Origin of the sequence: Mucilaginibacter sp. 21P, from assembly GCF_019331605.1 — a bacterium.
GTDB lineage: Bacteria > Bacteroidota > Bacteroidia > Sphingobacteriales > Sphingobacteriaceae > Mucilaginibacter > Mucilaginibacter achroorhodeus.
Genome location: NZ_CP063061.1, coordinates 1880240 through 1896124, shown reverse-complemented (window position 1 = coordinate 1896124; position 15885 = coordinate 1880240). Strand labels below are relative to the sequence as shown.

At 45.0% G+C, this 15885-nt stretch carries 12 protein-coding genes; 2 read left to right on the top strand and 10 right to left on the bottom strand.

Features of this window, described 5'->3' with window-relative positions:
* Positions 1-42 precede the first annotated feature (42 nt).
* Positions 43-882 (bottom strand): sulfite exporter TauE/SafE family protein, encoded by an 840-nt coding sequence (locus INP83_RS08620; protein WP_219127088.1) that lies wholly within the window; start codon positions 880-882, stop codon positions 43-45.
* An 80-nt stretch (positions 883-962) separates the two neighbouring features.
* On the opposite strand from INP83_RS08620, the gene INP83_RS08615 reads away from it, so the two are divergent.
* Both INP83_RS08615 and dapA read left to right on the top strand, forming a co-directional pair.
* Positions 963-2801, top strand: a complete 1839-nt coding sequence (locus INP83_RS08615; RefSeq protein WP_219127087.1) for a UbiD family decarboxylase — start codon at positions 963-965, stop codon at positions 2799-2801.
* A 584-nt stretch (positions 2802-3385) separates the two neighbouring features.
* A complete protein-coding gene (dapA, locus tag INP83_RS08610; RefSeq protein WP_219127086.1) occupies positions 3386-4264 on the top strand; it encodes a 4-hydroxy-tetrahydrodipicolinate synthase in 879 nt (292 codons plus the stop codon).
* A 198-nt stretch (positions 4265-4462) separates the two neighbouring features.
* On the opposite strand, the gene INP83_RS08605 is transcribed toward dapA, so the two are convergent.
* From INP83_RS08605 to murD, 9 genes are all read right to left on the bottom strand, one after another.
* A complete protein-coding gene (locus INP83_RS08605; protein WP_146268726.1) occupies positions 4463-4639 on the bottom strand; it encodes a histone H1 in 177 nt (58 codons plus the stop codon).
* 349 nt (positions 4640-4988) lie between these two features.
* Positions 4989-6227 (bottom strand): pyridoxal phosphate-dependent aminotransferase family protein, encoded by a 1239-nt coding sequence (locus tag INP83_RS08600; protein WP_219127085.1) that lies wholly within the window; start codon positions 6225-6227, stop codon positions 4989-4991.
* 187 nt (positions 6228-6414) lie between these two features.
* On the bottom strand, positions 6415-8034 hold the full coding sequence (ftsZ, locus tag INP83_RS08595) for a cell division protein FtsZ (RefSeq protein ID WP_219127084.1): 1620 nt from the start codon (positions 8032-8034) through the stop codon (positions 6415-6417).
* A 255-nt stretch (positions 8035-8289) separates the two neighbouring features.
* Entirely contained in the window at positions 8290-9639 is a 1350-nt protein-coding gene (gene ftsA, locus INP83_RS08590) for a cell division protein FtsA (protein ID WP_146268729.1), read from the bottom strand.
* Between the two features lie 4 nt (positions 9640-9643).
* Complete coding sequence (locus INP83_RS08585) at positions 9644-10558, bottom strand: cell division protein FtsQ/DivIB (protein ID WP_219127083.1); 915 nt, start codon at positions 10556-10558, stop codon at positions 9644-9646.
* A complete protein-coding gene (murC, locus tag INP83_RS08580; protein WP_219127082.1) occupies positions 10551-11906 on the bottom strand; it encodes a UDP-N-acetylmuramate--L-alanine ligase in 1356 nt (451 codons plus the stop codon). Before murC ends, INP83_RS08585 begins: the two co-directional genes overlap by 8 nt.
* Positions 11907-12003: 97 nt before the next feature.
* Entirely contained in the window at positions 12004-13107 is a 1104-nt protein-coding gene (gene murG / locus INP83_RS08575; protein WP_219127081.1) for an undecaprenyldiphospho-muramoylpentapeptide beta-N-acetylglucosaminyltransferase, read from the bottom strand.
* A 93-nt stretch (positions 13108-13200) separates the two neighbouring features.
* Entirely contained in the window at positions 13201-14403 is a 1203-nt protein-coding gene (locus tag INP83_RS08570) for an FtsW/RodA/SpoVE family cell cycle protein (RefSeq protein WP_219127080.1), read from the bottom strand.
* Between the two features lie 63 nt (positions 14404-14466).
* Positions 14467-15858: a UDP-N-acetylmuramoyl-L-alanine--D-glutamate ligase gene (murD, locus tag INP83_RS08565; protein ID WP_219127079.1), complete on the bottom strand. Its 1392-nt coding sequence runs from the start codon at positions 15856-15858 to the stop codon at positions 14467-14469.
* Between the last annotated feature and the right edge of the window lie 27 nt (positions 15859-15885).

Below are 15885 nucleotides of genomic sequence, written 5' to 3'. Positions count from 1 at the left end.
ATATAGTGTTTTAGAAATCATTCACTAATCTCTACTCACCAATTAAATCCTTCCCATCACCCCATTATAGATCATTTGCCCGGCGAGGAAGGTTACCACAATGGCAAACACCCATCTTAGCCAGCCTGATGATTTGGTGTGTACCAAAATTTTTGAACCCGTCATGGCGCCAAGCAATACGCCAATAACCACCGGCATCGAAATGCCCGGATCGATATAGCCACGCTGCAGGTATACCACGGCGCTTGCCGCAGCCGTTACCCCTATCATGAAATTACTGGTGGTGGTTGATACTTTGAACGGGATACGCATAATGGTATCCATAGCAATAACCTTAAGCGCACCAGAACCAATGCCTAACAAACCAGATATAACGCCGGCAAACAGCATCATAAAAAAGCCGCCGCTTACATGGGTTACCCCGTAATCTATCTGCTCGCCTTTACCATTTGGATAGCTGCCGTGTAGTTTAAGTTTGGCTGCCAGGTAAGTTGGTTTAGCTATAATTGTCTCCGCCTTCTTACGTAGCGACATCAAAGCTGAGAAGATCAGAATAAGGCCAAAAAGGATGGCAATAAATTGCGTTGGTATATAAACCGCTATTAATGCGCCAACCAGCGCACCTATGGTAGTAGCTATTTCCAGGAACATCCCTAGCCGAATATTGGTTATGCCCTCTTTTACATATGCTGCTGCCGAACCCGATGAGGTTGCAATTACCGATATTAAAGAAGCGCCGATAGCATAATGGATGTTTACACCCAGTAAAATAGTAAGTAAAGGGATGATAACAACACCGCCGCCCAGCCCTGTTAAAGAGCCTAACAACCCAGCGAAATAAGCGCCTACAAGAATAATAGCAGTAAAAACAAGTACCGACATGAGTTGGTATAATTGATTGCGGTAAAGGTAAGCTTTTGCAACTTCTTATTGACCGCATTATATAATATCTTTGGCACCAAATGGGATACAAAAGCTTACAAGCCTGCATAGCCGATCTTGAGAAACATGGTCACCTCGTACGCATAAAACAGGAAGTTGACCCTTATCTGCAAATGGCGGCGATACATTTGCGCGTGTTTGAGAATGAGGGCCCTGCCATACTTTTTGAGAATGTAAAAGGCGGTAAGTTCCCGGCTATATCTAACCTTTTTGGTACGTTGGATAGGTCGAAATTTATCTTCAGGGATACATTGGAGAAGATAAAAACCCTGGTCGATATCAAAAACGACCCTATCACAGCCATTAAAAATCCTTTCAAATATGCCAATACTGCCTTAACAGCTTTATCGGCTTTGCCGATGCGTGTAGGCAAAAATGCACCGGTAGCATTTGGCCGTACGCAGATAAGCGAACTACCGCAAGTGGTAAACTGGCCCATGGATGGCGGCCCATTTGTAACCATGCCGCAGGTTTATACTGAAGACATCGATAAGCCGGGCATTATGAATGCCAACCTGGGGATGTACCGTATCCAGCTTGGTGGTAATGATTACGTGCAGGATAAAGAGATAGGCCTGCACTACCAGTTGCACCGCGGTATCGGTGTACACCAAACCAAGGCCAATGCCAAGGGACAACCTTTAAAGGTGAGCATATTTGTTGGCGGCCCGCCATCGCACCCGGTTGCTGCGGTTATGCCGCTGCCCGAGGGATTAAGCGAGATGACCTTCGCCGGGGCATTGGGCAACCGTCGTTTTCGTTATTTTTATGATGCTGAGGGTTTCTGTATCTCCGCTGATGCTGACTTTGTGATCACCGGCACGGTTATGCCGATGGAAAACAAATCCGAAGGCCCATTTGGCGACCATTTAGGTTATTACAGCCTCACCCACCCCTTCCCGCTGATGAAGGTGCATAATGTTTACCATCGCAAGGATGCTGTTTGGTCGTTCACGGTAGTGGGCAGACCTCCGCAGGAGGATACAAGTTTTGGCGCACTCATACATGAGATAACTGGTAGTGCTATTCCAAAAGAAATACCCGGCCTGCACGCCGTTAACGCTGTGGATGCTGCAGGTGTGCACCCATTGCTTTTTGCCATCGGCAGCGAGCGTTATACACCTTATGTTAAGGAGCGCCACCCTGCAGAACTGATAACCATTGCCAATCATATTTTAGGTAAAGGGCAATTGAGCCTTGCCAAGTATCTTTTCATTGCGGCGAAGGAAGATAACCCTCAACTGGATGTCAATGACATTGGTGCATTCCTGAAACACATACTGCAACGCGTGGACCTAACCCGCGACCTGCATTTCCATACCCGCACTACTATCGATACGCTGGATTACAGCGGCGAAGGCCTTAACAGCGGCAGTAAAGTGGCGGTTACCGTTGCTGGTGCCATTAAACGCGAGTTATGGACGGAGCTGCCTGCCAGTTTCGATCTGCCGCGCCCTATTGTGAATTACAAAATGGCTATGCCGGGCGTACTGGCCGTAGAAGTGCCAAAGAACATCCGCCAGAGCGATCTGCCGCTGATACTGGAGTTTCTGCAGGAACATTTAGGCGAGGCTGATTTAAACGGTCTGCCTTTGATAGTCCTTTGCGACGATGCCGCGTTCACTGCCGCCACTATCGATAACCTGGTTTGGGTAACGTTTACCCGTAGCAATCCAAGTCATGATATTTACGGTATCAACAGTTTTACCGAGAACAAACACTGGGGCTGCCGCGGCCCGCTGATCGTTGATGCACGCATTAAACCCCACCATGCACCAGTATTGGAGCGCGACCCTGCAGTTGAGAAAACTGTTGATGCTATGGGTGCCGAAGGCGGTGTGTTGCATGGGATAATTTAAACAAAGATTTGATGGTGAGGTGGACTAACAGCTCATTAGGCGAAAGGGTGTTCGAAAAGTTCAGACTGAAAGCGACAAACTCAGATCAAAAGCGAAAGTGTTCACGTTCACGCCATGAACGCTTGTGAACACCGTGAACGCTGACACGTATTTGTCAGTAAAACTACAACACATCGCGCATTTACTTTTCACCCTCTTTGCGAAGCAGAGAGGGTCGCGCACAAAGTGTCGCGGGGTGAGTTACCTCGCAAATTTACTCACCCCTACATCTCAGCCTACCGGCGGATCGTCGCATCTCTCTTCGCTTCGCGAAAAGAGGATAGGAAAATTTCTTGCTATTTATTATCCCAAAACTTTAATCCTGATAATTCATTAATCCCGTGAATCCTGATTCAGACAACCTTTGCGTTAGGGATTGCAACGGATACAGGCCATGTGCCTAATGCCCGGCGGCGTATGAACGAAAAGCCCGGCCTGCCGAACGGCGGGAAACACCCAAATCAAAGCAGTTCTGTAAAAAACTGGTCACTAATCTCCGGCCTCTAATCTCTAATTATTATCTTAGCGACCTTTAATATTTGAACATGAACAGATTTCACGGAACAGGAGTGGCAATGGTTACTCCTTTTCAGGCAGACGGAGAGGTGGACTACCCGGCTTTAGGTAAGCTGATAGACCATCTGATTGATGGCGGGGTGGAGTACCTCGTATCATTAGGCACAACCGGCGAAAGCGCCACATTGAGCAAGGAAGAGAAGAAGAAGGTGTGGGAGTTTACTGCTAAGACCGTGAATAAACGTGTTGCGCTTGTTGCCGGCATTGGCGGCAACAACACACGCGAAACTGTTGCCGAAATTGCTGAATTTAATATCGATGGCTATGACGCAATCCTTTCGGCAAGTCCGCATTACAATAAACCTACGCAGGAAGGTATTTACCAGCACTATAAGTCTATCGCCGAAGCTGCAAAACTACCGATCATCCTGTACAACGTACCAAGCCGCACAGGTTCTTCTGTGGCTGCAGAAACTACCGTGCGTTTAGCCAAAGAATTTAATAACATCATCGGTATAAAGGAAGCATCCGGAAATTTCGACCTGCTGAACCAACTGTTCCGCGATAAACCGGAAGATTTTTTGGTGATATCCGGTGATGATCCCATCTCGTTACAAATGGTTGCAATGGGCGGCGTTGGTGTGATATCTGTAGTTGGTAACGCTTTGCCGCGCCAGTTTTCAGACATGATCAGAAAATGCCTTGCGGGCGATTTTAAAGGCGCACACGCTTCGCATTATAGTATGATAGAGTTTACCCGCCTTATGTTTGCCGAAGGCAGCCCCGCAGGTGTAAAATCAGCACTGAGGCAATTAGGCGTTTGCGGCGATACCGTACGCCTTCCGCTGGTTAATGTTAGCGCCGCTGCTGATGCAAAGATCGGCGAGCAGTTGAAGGTGGTGAAGTAAGAGCCCCGTCTTTTACATACCCATGTCATTGTGAGGAGCGTGAGCGACGTAGCAACCTCATCGCTGACATTAACGCGAGGAGATTGCCGCGCTATCGCTCGCAATGACACATAGAATAATAATCAAATAAAAAATCCGGTAACTTCTCAGCTGCCGGATTTTTTATTTTTAAAAGTAAATTAACCTTATGCGGGCAAATTATTCTTTGTTTTTGGTGTCCTGAACCTCAAGACGGATAGCTTGTGCTAAGTTCTTAAGATCCTGCATACCTTTACGAACGCGGGTACCAGCAGCGCTGTTACCTTTGTTGTAAAATTTGTCAGCATCTGCCTCTAATGATGCAACCAGTTGTTTTACTTCTTCGAATTTTTTCATTGTGACTACTCCTTTAAATTTGAGGTTTACTGTTTAATTAAAGCTAAGCTAATTGCTTTTATCTAAATTAAAAATTTTTTTAGGTATAATAAAAGGGCATCTACGCGGTTTTTTTCCACATTTTTAGCTGTAAACAAGCAGTTTCTAAAGCTTTTTGAAGTATACCGCAACAGCTGTTTAAAGGCCAGTTTGACATTTATTGTGTTTTTATTTACTAACGCATAATTTTTTTATTTAACGTTTAACCAAAGGCCTTTTTAGTTATAAAAACCGCATCCATTTGCTTTAAAGGGCATAAACAAAAAAATCCTGCGTGTTTTGCGCAGGATAATAAACTTTTTTCTAAAATCTATGATGCGATAGCTTCCTTGTAGTGCCCGTCGGTAAGTTTTGCTGCTACCGCGGCAAAGGCTATTAGCGTCTTCTGTACGTCATCAAGGGTGTGCAAGGCGGTTGGTATCAGCCTAAGCATAATTAAGCCTTTAGGAATAACCGGATACACCACAATAGAACAGAATATATCATGGTTCTCTCGCAGATCGCGGGTAAGGCTTGTTGCTTCCATCAGGTCTCCTTTTAAAAACACCGGGGTTACCATACTGTTGGTTACACCAATGTCAAAGCCATGTTCAACTAAACCTTTTTGCAGGGTTGTAGCTACCTTCCATAATTTTTCGCGCAGCTCTGGTTTTGATTTAAGGAGTTCAAAACGTTTTTTTAAACCTATCACCATTGGCATAGGCAATGCCTTGGCGAAGGTTTGCGAACGCATATTATAGCGCAGGTAACTGATGATCTGACTATCAGCTGCCACAAAAGCGCCTATGCCTGCCATTGATTTGGCAAAGGTTCCAAAAAAGATATCGATCTCCTCAACGCAATCCTGCGCCTCATGGGTACCTGCACCTGTTTCACCCATAGTGCCAAAGCCGTGCGCATCATCAACCAATATGCGGAACTTATACCTGTCTTTAAGTGCAACTATCTCTTTTAGCTTACCCTGTGCACCAGACATACCAAAAACACCTTCGGTGATCACCAGGATGCCGCCACCGGTTTGCATAGTGATACGCTCTGCGCGTTGTAATTGCTTTTCAAAGCTATCCACATCGTTATGCTTGTAAACAAAGCGTTTACCCATATGCAGGCGAACGCCATCAATGATGCAGGCGTGCGATTCAGCATCGTACACAATAACGTCATTACGGTCAACCAGTGCATCTATAATAGACACCATACCCTGGTAGCCGTAGTTCAATAAAAAGGCCGCCTCTTTGCCTACAAACTTAGCGAGATCGTTCTCCAGTTCTTCGTGATGTTTTGTATTGCCCGACATCATCCTGGCACCCATGGGGTAAGCCATTCCGTAATCAGCAGCCGCTTTAGCATCAGCCTCGCGCACTTCGGGGTGGTTGGCTAAACCCAGGTAATTATTAAGGCTCCACACCAGGTGAGTTTTGCCATTAAATTGCATGTGAGGTGCTATCTCACCTTCTAACTTTGGGAACGAAAAATATCCGTGCGACCACTTTTGGTGCTGCCCTATCGGCCCCCCAACGTTCTTATTGATCTTGTCAAATAAATCCAAAATAGTTTCTCTCTAAAAAATAACACATCAAATATAGCCTAAGGCAGGCTGGTTAAACCACAAATGGGCGCTTTGTTGCAAAACTAACTTATAGCCAATTTGTTTGAACCAGCTTTTTTAGAAAGGTTTAGGAAAGTAAAAAGCCTTCCAAAGTTAATTTGAAAGGCTTGGGATAGGGTTTAATCAATTAGTCGACATTGTCATGCAGGAACGAATTGTTGTTCCTGATCTCGGTTTTGCCATCGCTATCAGGCAGTAACGAGAACCTTGACACCTGGCTTTCATCAGATGCCGGTGTTTGTTGTAATGCAATCTCTTTGCGTTTGTATGCCGGTACATTTTCCAGTTCCTGGATGTTACCGTTACGCAGTTTCATGCTCAGATCCTTAAGGCGCATAATGCGCTCACGCGATTTACGCAGTTGTTCCTCTATAGATTCATCAGTTTTGCCGTCATCAGCGCTAAGTGCCTGTGGTTCCGGTTCTGGTTCCGGCTCGGGCTGTTGTATCGGCGCTGCAACCGGCTCAAAGTTCATAACTGTTTCAGTCACCTTAAAAGTAAACTCCGTAGCATCGGTTTCTTCCGGTGCTGCAGGTGTTTCCTCAGTAAGGTTATATCTAACAACATTGCCTTCATGTTTGTCCTGCTCTTCGGCACGGGCAAACAGATCAAATAAACCGGTTTGTTTCGGCTCTTCCTTAACAGTACTTTTCATGTAAGGCTGCGCAACCAGGTCGGTATCATCTTTAACCGGGGTGATAAATTCATTTACCGGTTTTACCAGTGGCTCATTCTCAGGCACCAGCATTGATACTACTTTCTTATTGTTGTTCTCTTTTTCGCGCTCGTCTTTGGTTTGGAAACCGGTAGCAATAATGGTTACCGATAACTTATCGCCTAAGTTCTCGTCCTTACAGTTACCCCAGATAAGATCTGCAGCAAGGCCGGCTTCTTCCTGTATGTAATCAGTAATAATGCTTACTTCATCCATGGTAACTTCGCTATCACCAGAGCTGATGTTCAGGAGGATGTAACGTGCACCTTCAATTTCGTTATCTTTCAGCAGAGGAGATGCCAATGCACCCTCAACCGCCTTTAATGCACGGTGTTCGCCTTCGGCGCTACTGCTGCCCATTATAGATACGCCGCTATCTTTCATAACGGTGCGTACATCTTTAAAGTCAACGTTGATATAGCCGGGCAGGGTAATGATCTCAGCAATACCTTTAGCGGCAGTTGTTAAGATATTATCGGCCTGTGCAAATGCAGAGCTCATGGTTAGGTTACCAAATATCTGGCGAAGCCTGTCATTTGAAATAACCAGGTATGAGTCTACATACTTTTTAAGTTCTTCCATACCCTCCTCAGCCTGCATTTTACGGCGCTTGCCTTCAAAAGAGAACGGAGTAGTAATAATGCCTACGGTAAGGATATCCAGTTCGCGGGCAGCCTTCGCTATGATAGGGCTTGCACCGGTACCGGTACCACCGCCCATACCGGCGGTGATGAACAGCATTTTTGTATTGCTGCCCAGCATTTCCTTAATGTCATCAATGTTTTCTATGGCAGAGTTTTTACCAACTTCGGGAATAGAGCCGGCGCCCATACCTTCAGTTAAGCTTGCACCCAACTGCACCTTGTTTGGGATAGGGCTCAGTTCGAGCGCCTGGGCATCGGTGTTACAAATAATGAAATCAACACCGGTGATTCCCTGCCTGTACATATGGTTTACTGCGTTGCCGCCGCCACCGCCAACACCAATAACTTTGATGATAGACGATTTTTCCTTTAACATCTCAAACTGCATAATCCTTATTTTCAGCTATATGTATTTCGACGATTAGATAGATTTACTTAATGTAATGATAACAGTTTTTCCACAGGGTTTTTCCACAATCGTTTATAATGTGGAAAAGTTATTGTTTGTGGAAAAAGTCCTTGTCTCAACTCCTCGCGAGTTTTTACTCACCCCGACGTTGCTTCGCTCGTCGACCCTCTCTTCGCTGCGCGGAAAGAGGGTTTAGTTCCTTTCTTTGCTTCGCAAGAGGGGTTGGTGGTGAGTCTATTTCAAGAAATCCTCATCCTTTATATCGTCCTTAATAAATTTCTTACCCGATTCTAAAATTTTGGTCAGCAAGCCAAACTTGCGGTCATCGGTATATTTTACCTTTTCCTGTTTAACGGTTGAAGCTGCAGGTGTCGCCGTTACCCCGTCATACTCCATCTTTTGGATACCTTTTATCAGTAAGCCGATACCGGTTGCGTAGGTAGGGCTTTGCATATCCTCGTAAGTGGCTTTAGGCAATACTTCATTCTTAGCCAGGTGCTCGTTAGGGTAACCCACACGGCAATCTAAACCGGTTACATACTCTATAAGCTGGGTTAAATGTTTTAACTGAGCACCACCACCGGTTACTACTATACCTGCTATCAGCTTTTTCTCGTAGCCTGATGATTTTATTTCGTAGTAAACATGCTCTATGATCTCCTCCATACGGGCTTGTATCACAAACGCAAGGTTTTTAACAGAGATCTCTTTGGGTTCGCGGCCACGCAGACCAGGAACACAAACTATCTCATTCTCTTTATTCTCCTCAGCCAAGGCCGAACCAAATCTTACCTTCAGCTGCTCTGCTATGTTGCGCATTACCGAACAACCTTCGCGGATATCTTCAGTTACACTATTACCACCAAACGGAATAACTGCAGTGTGGCGTATAATACCTTCGTGGAAAATAGCCACGTCTGTTGTACCGCCACCTATATCTACCAGCACAACGCCTGCTTCTTTTTCTTCCTCGCTCAGTACGGATTCTGATGAGGCAAGTGGTTCAAGGATCAGTTCCTGGCTTTCCAATTGTGCTTTGTTAACACATTTTACAATGTTCTTAATGGCAGTTACCTGGCCTGATATGATATGGAAGTTAGCCTCCAAGCGCACACCTGCCATACCGATAGGATCTTTGATACCCGGCTCGTTATCAACGGTGAATTCCTGTGGCAGCACATGGATAATTTCTTCTCCCGGAGGCATTACCAGGTTGTACATATCTTCAACCAGTTTATCAATATCCTTACGGCCTATTTCCTGCGACAGGTCGCGGCGAGTTATTAAGCCCCTATGCTGTAAACTTTTGATGTGCTGGCCGGCAATACCAACATTTACGATCCTTATCTCAACGTTCGACTGCGAACCGGCCACATCTACTGCCTGTACTATGCCCTGCACGGTTTTATCAATATTTGATACCATACCACGCGTGACACCCGCCGACTCCGCCTTTCCTATCCCTAAAATCTCGATCTTGCCATTCTTGCTCCTGCGGCCAACAATTGCACAAATTTTAGTAGTACCAATATCAAGGCCTACTACAATTGGCGAGCTTTTTTCTTGTGTCGAACTTTTGTCCATACTTTTAATTTTTAATAGATGTCTTTTTATCCGTACTTTCTATAACCGGCGCATTGTCTGCCTTCGCCGTGTCCAGTTTAATTTGTGCACGCTTTATCGAATCGGTCTCAAAAGCCTTGCGGCGTTTAAGCGAGTCTAAAAGCGTTTCGTTCTTAACCCCCACTACCTGGTTAAGGTATTTTATATTGATAACTTTATAAGCTTCCCAGCCAACAGTTGGCAGTGCCTGCTTGTAAAACACTTTCAAGTTATTGAAACGTGTACTCAACGAATCGGCATTACCCAGCAATATGCGCTGGTTGCCTACCCGCGGTATCAGCTCTATCTCATGGTTCTCATTCACGTAGATCTGCGCTATCTGCGCTTCCCAAAGTGAATCCTTCCTGATGAAATCTGCAGTTTTGTAAATATCCTTTGCTAAAACGGTATGCAACGAGTCTACCTTGTTGGCAAACAACTCATCAATAAAACCATTAGCAACCAATACCCTTGCGGTAAAGTTTTGCGATAGCGGCATTTTCATGCCATGTTCGTCTACATAAAAATCCTGGTCAAAGCGGTTCATTACACGCAGCATAGGCTTGCGTTGTACTACCTCAACTTGCAGGGTGCCATCCATATCCTCGTAAACCCGGGCATATTCCACAAATGGGTTATGCTTTAGCTTATTTTCCAGCGCATGGATGTCAATATTCTCCAACCGGCGGCCAACCAGGTTTTTACCACTTGCGCCCAAAATGTTATCTATCTCCTGCCTGTCAATAAAGTACTGGTTGCCGGGGATAAATACCTTTACCTTTTTGCAAACCAATTCTGCCTTTTTTACTTCAATGAAACTCATGAGCACCGCCAGGCCCGAGAGGCTTACCAGCCAACCCAAGCTAATTAAGAGTGGTTTCCAAATGCGTTTCTTAAACATTTTCTAAAGCACTTTTTAATGGTTGCACCATTGCATCAATATCGCCTGCACCTACCGTAAGCAGCAGCTCCGGTTTTTCATTACGTATTGTATCAATACATTCCTGTTTGCCCAGCTTACGTTTGTTTGCAAGCGTCATCTTATTAAGGATCATCTCGCTGGTAACACCTTCAATCGGCAGTTCTCTTGCCGGGTAAATATCCAGTAAGATGGTCTCATCAGCCATGCTCAATACCTCTGCAAAACCATCTGCAAAATCACGGGTGCGGGTGAACAGGTGGGGTTGAAATATAACCGTCAGCTTTTTCTCCGGATACAGCTTCCTTACCGATGATATCGCAGCACGCAACTCCTCGGGATGGTGTGCATAGTCATCAATAAAAATAGTTTCCGAGGTTTTAATAATATACTCAAAACGGCGCTTAACTCCTTTGAAAGAGCCCAACGCTTCGCGGATGGCATCAGGGTCAACATCAACATGCAGGGCTGCTTCAATAGCTGCAGTAGCATTCTCAACATTGTGCAGACCGGCAATACCCATACGTATGTTCGGTATGCTTACCTTTCCATCGTTAAAGTCGAAAAAGAAGCTACCCTCTTCAATGCGTACGTTTGTGGCCATAGCCTGCGCATTATCATTCATGGCGTAGGTAAAGCCGTTGTTTAACGGCAAACCCTGCCTGTATATTAAAGTACCTCCCTGCTTAAGCTGTGAAGCAAACAGGAGGAAAGATTCTTCCAGTTTTGAATGGTCGCCGTATATATCCAAATGATCGGCATCCATCGATGTGATAATAGCGATATTTGGATGAAGTGTTAAGAACGATCGGTCATACTCATCAGCCTCAACAACTACAATATCGTTTTGCCCATACAGCACATTGGTTTGATAGTTTGATGATATACCACCCAGAAAAGCCGAGCAATCTTTACCCGAATCTTTCAAGATGTGCGCTATCATGCACGAGGTGGTTGTTTTACCATGCGTACCTGCAACGGCAATGGTAAACATGCCCTTGCTGATGATGCCTAACACCTGCGAGCGTTTGTACAGCTCAAACCCGCTTTCACGGAAATAATTGAGTATCGCCGAATCTTTAGGGATAGCAGGTGTGTAAATGATCAGCGTTCCTTCATCAGGAGACTGAAAACTCATTGGTATGCTGTCCTTCAGATCTTCGTATACAATGCAAATACCTTCGTTATGCAACGCCTCTGTAAGTGACGTATGCGTTTTATCGTAACCACAAACAACACAACCCAGGTGATAGAAATAGCGTGCAAGGCCACTCATGCCTATGCCGCCGATCCCTATCAGGTATACTCGTTTTATGTTGTTTAATTCCATTTTTAGTTTTTTACTCCTAATCTCTTCCCGATAATACCGGGAAACTAACTAACTCATTTTTAAAAAGACCTCCCGCCCTAAGCGGGAGGCTTTTACTTTAATTGTTGTTTGTTATTTGGATAACTTCTTTTGCAATTACCTCATCGGCATCCGGCAGGGCCAGTTTGCCAATGTTATTGCTTAATGTTTTTTGTAAATCGTTGTCTTTTAGTAACTCAAGTGCCCTGTCAACCAGTTTTGCTTCGGCATCCCTATCAGCAATAAAAATTGCCGCCCGCTCTTCAACCAGTGCCAGCGCATTTTTAGTTTGGTGATCTTCGGCGACATTTGGCGAAGGCACCAATATTACCGGTTTTTTAACCACACATAACTCGGCAATGGTTCCTGCCCCTGCACGTGAAATAATTACGTCAGCAGCGGCATAAGCCAGATCCATACGGTTTAGAAACTCTACCACGCAAATATCGGGGTGTTTATCAGGCCCCAATTGCTGCAATATGCTTTGGTAATGAAATTTACCTGTTTGCCATATTACCTGTACATCAGCCGCTATCAGCTTTTCTATACCGGCCATAATGCTGTTGTTCAATGTGCGCGCACCAAGGCTGCCACCCGTTATCAGGATGGTTTTCTTGAATGACGAAAGCTTGTACAACTCCAGCGCCTGCATGTGCTTGCCGGCAATATTTACCGACTCCTTACGGATAGGGTTACCGGTTTTGATGATCTTCTCAAACGGGAAGAATTTTTCCATACCATCAAAGGCCACACATATTTTTTTTGCCTTTGCACCAAGCCATTTGTTGGTAATACCTGCATAAGAGTTTTGCTCTTGTATAAGCGTTGGTATGCCACGTAACGATGCTGCATAAAGCAGCGGCCCCGAAGCAAAACCACCCACACCCACTGCGGCATCGGGCTTAAAATCTTTTATAATTTGCATGGCCTTGCGCACACTGCGTAACAGTTTTATGGGGAACATTACGTTTTTCCAGAGCGATTTACGCTGGATGCCGGTAATATCTAACCCGATAATTTTATAGCCGGCCGCCGGAACCTTTTCCATTTCCATGCGGCCATTGGCTCCTACAAACAGTATCTCGGTATCCGGATCAAGCTTTTTCACCGCGTTGGCAATAGATACAGCTGGGAAGATGTGCCCCCCTGTACCGCCGCCGCTTATGATGATCCTTTTACTCATATTTTATATTTTAAACTCTAAATCCTAAAAACCAAATCCTAAAAGAGAGCCCTTATCACTAATCTCAAATCACCGATCTCTAATCACTGCGGGTTACGCCGCCACTTCCCTTATCTCACCTACTACCACTTTCTTTGGTTCATCTATATCCCGGCTAACCGAAAGGATGATACCGAACGCCACGCTGGTGAACAGTATTGATGTACCACCCATACTTACCAGTGGCAGCGGCACACCTGTTACCGGGCCTAAACCAACTGCTACTGCCATGTTGGCAAATGCTTGTATGGTAAGGCTAAAGCTTAAACCACAAGCCAGCAATGCGCCAAAAGCCTTGGGTGCTGCCGTTACAATTTTTATACACCGGTATAACAGAAAAAGATAGATAGCCACCAGAGCGAACCCGCCAAGCAAACCATACTCTTCTATGATAGTTGCGTATATAAAATCTGAATATGGGTGAGGCAGATAGTTACGTTCTGTACTGTTGCCGGGACCCTTTCCAAACACACCACCGGTAGCAATAGCTATCTTAGCATGGTCCGATTGGAATGACTTATCCGGGTTAGCAGTCTCAGGATGCATAAATGCATGTACACGCGAAATGTAAGTGGTACGGCGAGGGCCTAAAAACACAACGCCCAACAATAAGATTGCGCCTGCTGCACAAACCACGCTTATTTGCTTAATGCTGATACGCCCGATGATCAATAACAAAATGCTTACACCGAACAACATCAAAGCTGTTGACAAGTTTGCCAATGCAATTAATATAAAGACAACACAAACCGACCCCATAATTGGAATGAATGATTGCTTTACGTCTTTGATGTTTTCTTGCTTGCGCGATAGCGTACGGGCCAGGTAAGTTATAAGCGCAAGTTTAGCCAAATCGGATGTCTGGAACGTTAAACCGGTACCGGGGATAGAGATCCAGCGGCTGGCATCATTAACGTGATTACCAAACAAAAGCGTGTATAATAGCAATGGAATGGTAATAACCATTAGCAGTTTAGATATACCTGCATAATAACGGTAATCTAACAGGTGCGAAAAATACATCAGCGCCAAACCACCTACTATCATAAACAGGTGTTTCATGAGGATGAACTCATTAGCTTGCCCTCTTTTATAAGCCAGCGTACCGGTAGAGCTGTATACCGCCAGTAATGATATCACCGACAGCAATATCACGATCAGCCATATCCAACGGTCTCCTTTAACGTTGTTCAAGAGCGCCCCAATCCCCTTAAAAGGAAGTTTTTGAGTAGCTTGGTCTGCTGCCGTCGTGCTCATTATCTTTATTTTTCTGTTACTTAATTTAATCTTAAACTTAGGTTCTCCCTTTCAAGAGGCCGTCTAAAGCTCTCTTACCGCCGCTTTAAACTGGTTGCCGCGGTCTTCGTAATTTTTAAAAAGATCAAAACTTGCGCAGGCCGGCGATAGTAAAACCGTATCGCCTTTTGAAGCCAGGTGGTAAGCCACCTGTGTTGCTTCCTGTGCCGAATTAGTGTTTACTATTACCTCTACCTCATCTTCAAAGGCATCGTGTATGCGCTTATTATCTTTCCCAAGGCAAACTATGGCTTTCACCTTTTGCTTAACCAGATCCCGCAGCATACTGTAATCATTACCTTTATCAACACCGCCCAATATCAAAACAACATCGGTTGTCATGCTCTCTAAAGCGTACCAGGTAGAGTTTACGTTGGTTGCTTTTGAATCATTTATGAAACTGATGCCAGATATCTTGCCAACCGACTCGAGCCTGTGCTCAATATTGCGGAAGTTACCCATGCTCTCTCTCATCGTATCGTTACGTAGCTCAAGCACCTTGGCTACGATACCCGAAGCCATAGAATTGTAGATGTTGTGCTTTCCCTGCAAGGCCAGTTCGTTGATTGACATTTGAAAATGTTGTTTATTAACGTTTATAATTAGGTTGTCGGCATCGAGATATGCTCCCGGCACCAGTTGTTTTTCTATCGAAAACGGCAGCTGTTGCGCTGCAACTTCTTTCTCCGCAAGTACCTTTATCGTTTCTGCATCATCTGCACAATAGATAAAGTAATCGGCTTCGGTCTGGTTCTGGGTAATACGGTATTTTGATGCCGCATAATTCTCCAGCTTGTACTCATACCTGTCCAAATGGTCTGGCGTGATGTTCAATAGCACTGCTACATCAGCCTTAAAACGGTACATATCATCAAGCATAAAGCTGCTTATCTCCAGCACATACCAGTCGAACTTTTCTGTTGCCACCTGGTAGGCAAAGCTTTTGCCGATGTTGCCTGCAAGGCCTACATTAAGCCCAGCATTTTTAAGAATATGATAAGTAAGGCTGGTGGTGGTTGTTTTACCATTAGAGCCGGTTATGCATATCATTTTTGCATCGGTGTAGCGGCCTGCAAACTCTATCTCAGATATTACAGGGATGCCTGCCTCGCGCAGCTTTTTGATAATTGGTGCCTTCTCAGGTATACCAGGGCTTTTTACTACTTCTTCAGCGCTGAGGATCTCAACCTCTGTATGTCCGCTTTCTTCAAAGCGAATATTCCATTGCTGTAGTTGTTCTTTATACTTATCTGCTATAGCGCCAAAGTCAGAAACAAAAACATCATACCCCTGCTGCTGTGCCAGGTAGGCCGCACCAACACCGCTTTCGCCGGCACCGAGGATGCAAAGCCTCTCCCCAGCCCTCTCCGAAGGAGAGGGAGCTGTTAGGGATGATATATTTTTATTTTCGTTCATTTAACTAATCTCTATTCTCTAATCACC